This window comes from Chitinophaga sp., assembly GCF_035564935.1.
In the GTDB taxonomy this organism is placed as follows: Bacteria; Bacteroidota; Bacteroidia; order Chitinophagales; family Chitinophagaceae; genus Chitinophaga.
The window spans coordinates 1-2819 of the sequence record NZ_DATMTE010000960.1 but is presented as its reverse complement, the minus strand read 5'-3'; the positions used below and the strand labels follow the sequence as shown (position 1 = coordinate 2819).

The following is a 2819-nucleotide window of genomic DNA, read 5'->3' as shown; positions in this document are numbered from 1 at the left end:
ATTTTCTGCCTTTCAACGGGAAATACCCGCTTTGATCCGGGATACGGTTGTGCTATCTTTGCGGCATTGAACAATGGCCGTAAAATAAAGCACTATGTTTCGGAAATCAACGATCTCCTGCCTGCTGTTCCTGTCTTTTTTAAGATTATCAGCCCAGGAAAAATATGAACTCAACAGCGGATGGCAATGCAGTAATATTGCCGGCGTAAAAGTTACCGGTCAGCAACTCTCAGACCCGGGGTATGCCCTTTCCGGCTGGACGCCGGCAACCGTGCCGGGAACGGTGCTCACCACCCTCCTGGATAATAAACAGGTGCCCGATCCGATGTATGGCATGAACAATGAAAAGATCCCGGATATTTACCGCACCGGCCGCGATCATTATACGTATTGGTTTGTAAAGGACTTTACAGAACAGCCTGCCGCCGGCGATGCCCAGGTATGGCTGCATTTCAGGGGCGTGAATGATGGTTGCGATATTTACCTGAATGGCCATCGCGTTAATAAGACAACCCATTACGGCGCTTATCTTCGCCAGTCATATAACATTACTTCATTGCTGGCAAAGAACGGTAAAAACCGCCTCGCCGTTATTGTATACCCGCCGCAATTCCCGGGCAATCCCAACGGCGGCCAGGGAGGCGATGGCACCATCGCCAAAAACAACGGGCCACAATATACAGCAGGGTGGGACTGGATCCAGCCTATGCGCGACCGTAATACCGGTATCTGGGATAAAGTGACCATTGAAAAAACAGGCGCGGTACGCATCAAAGATCCGCATATTATTACCCGTGTACCCGGCGTCCGCAAAACGGAAGGACCACAGGCGCCTGCCACCCTGGTGGTGGGAGCAGACCTGGAAAACGCCACGGCCAAAAGTATTTCAGGTACCTTGCAATATACGCTTGCCGGTAACCGCATCACAAAAAAAGTAACCCTGCCGCCACATGCCACTACTACCGTGCAACTGCCGGACCTTTTGCTGAAACAACCACAGTTATGGTGGCCGGCCGGCTATGGCCCGCAATCATTGTATCAGCTGCAGCTGCAGTTTGTGAACAATGGTAAAACGGATGATAAGGAAGACGTGGAATTTGGTGTTCGTGAAATCCAGACCTACTGGAATGCGCATACCGGCAGCCGGGAAATTGCGGTGAACGGGCAGAAGATATTTATCAAAGGCGGCAACTGGATCACTTCTGATGCCCTGTTCCGCTTCACTAAGGAACGATACGATGCAGAAGTGCGTTTCCACCGCGATATGAACCTGAACCTGATCCGCATCTGGGGCGGTAGTCTTACAGAAAGACCGGAATTTTACGAAGCCTGCGACAAGTACGGCCTGCTGGTGTTCCAGGATTTCTGGATATCGGGCGACTGTAACGGCAGGTGGCAGGACCCCATGAAGAAAGACGACCAGTGGACCCGGCGGAAATATCCCGACGACCATTCCCTGTTCCTCGAAAGCGTGGCCGACCAGGTAAAAATGCTGCGGAACCATGCGTCCCTTGCTTTCTGGTGCGGAGGAAATGAAATTACGCCTCCGGCGGACCTGTTTGCCGCCATGAAGGATTCCATTATTCCAGCACTGGATGGCACCCGCTATTTTTTCGATTACTCCAACTCAGACAGTATGTCGCATAACACCATCGGCGGCAATGGCGATGGTCCTTATGGTATCCAGCCCCTGGCCACCTTCTGGAGCAACCGCACCTTTCCGTTTAATTCGGAAGTAGGCTCCGTAGGTACCGGCGATTATGAATCACTGGAAAGATTCCTGCCTGCAGAAAACCTGGTACCACCCGATCCGAAAACCGGTAAAACTGATGCAGTTTGGGACTATCATAAATATATTTCCTATAACAAAGCCGTGGACCCGTATGGAAAAACAAACGATTTGCGGGAATGGGCCAACAAGGCGCAGCTGGTGAACTACGATCAGTACCGCGGCCTCATGGAAGGCTTCAGCTCACATATGTGGGATTGGTATACGGGCGTGATCATCTGGAAAACGCAAAACCCATGGACAGCCCTGCGCGGACAGATGTATGATTATTACCTGGATCCCAACGCCTGCCTGTATGGCACCCGCAAAGGAGCTACACCCCTGCATGTAATGTACGATCCGGAGGGTGGCATGGTGATGGCGGTGAACAATACCTTCCGGTATGCCCGCGACCTGATGCTGGAACTGAAAACATACGATATACAGGGCCACGATAGCCTGCTCACACAAGTGTTCGTGGAAGTGGGGCCCGCTACCGTACAGAAGTTCATGAACATGAAACCCCTGCTGGACAAACTGAAGGAACAACAGGGAATATTCTTCTCTCTGCGTTTGCTGAATGCTGCACAGCAGGTGGTAGATGAAAACCTTTACTGGTTGCCGGATGCCGAAGGAAATTATTCCGGGCTGTCGCAAATGCCGGCGGCAACAGTGAAAGTAACTGCTGCGAAAGCTGGCGCCGATAGTATCCGTGTTACCATCAGCAATCCTGCCGGCGGCCCTGTGGCGTTCTTTAACCGTGTATCGCTGGTAAATGCACAGAACAAGAAAAGGATCTTACCGGTATTTTACAGCGATAATTATATTTCTGTATTACCCGGTGAAGAAAAATCGATTAGTATCAGTGGCGGAGCCACCGCCACCAGTAAGGATGTGCAGGTGGAAATTTATGGTAACAATGTAAAGCGGCAATATATTGCCATTCAATAATCCATTTTATTACAGGCATCTGTTTATACAGATGCCTGTTTTTTTGTATATTCATTTTGTTTATCTGTTCCCTGAACCTGTTTGTAGCTGTTGCCCGGGA

At 50.5% G+C, this 2819-nt stretch carries 1 protein-coding gene; it reads left to right on the top strand.

The genetic code is table 11. From position 1 onward, the window contains the following. Positions 1-94: 94 nt before the first annotated feature. On the top strand, positions 95-2719 hold the full coding sequence (locus VN105_RS24870; protein ID WP_325645327.1) for a glycoside hydrolase family 2 protein: 2625 nt from the start codon (positions 95-97) through the stop codon (positions 2717-2719). Positions 2720-2819: the final 100 nt, after the last annotated feature.

Coding starts and splice junctions, on each gene's coding strand:
- VN105_RS24870 (WP_325645327.1), top strand. CDS start 95: ATGTTTCGGAAATCAACGATCTCCTGCCTGCTGTTCCTGTCTTTTTTA.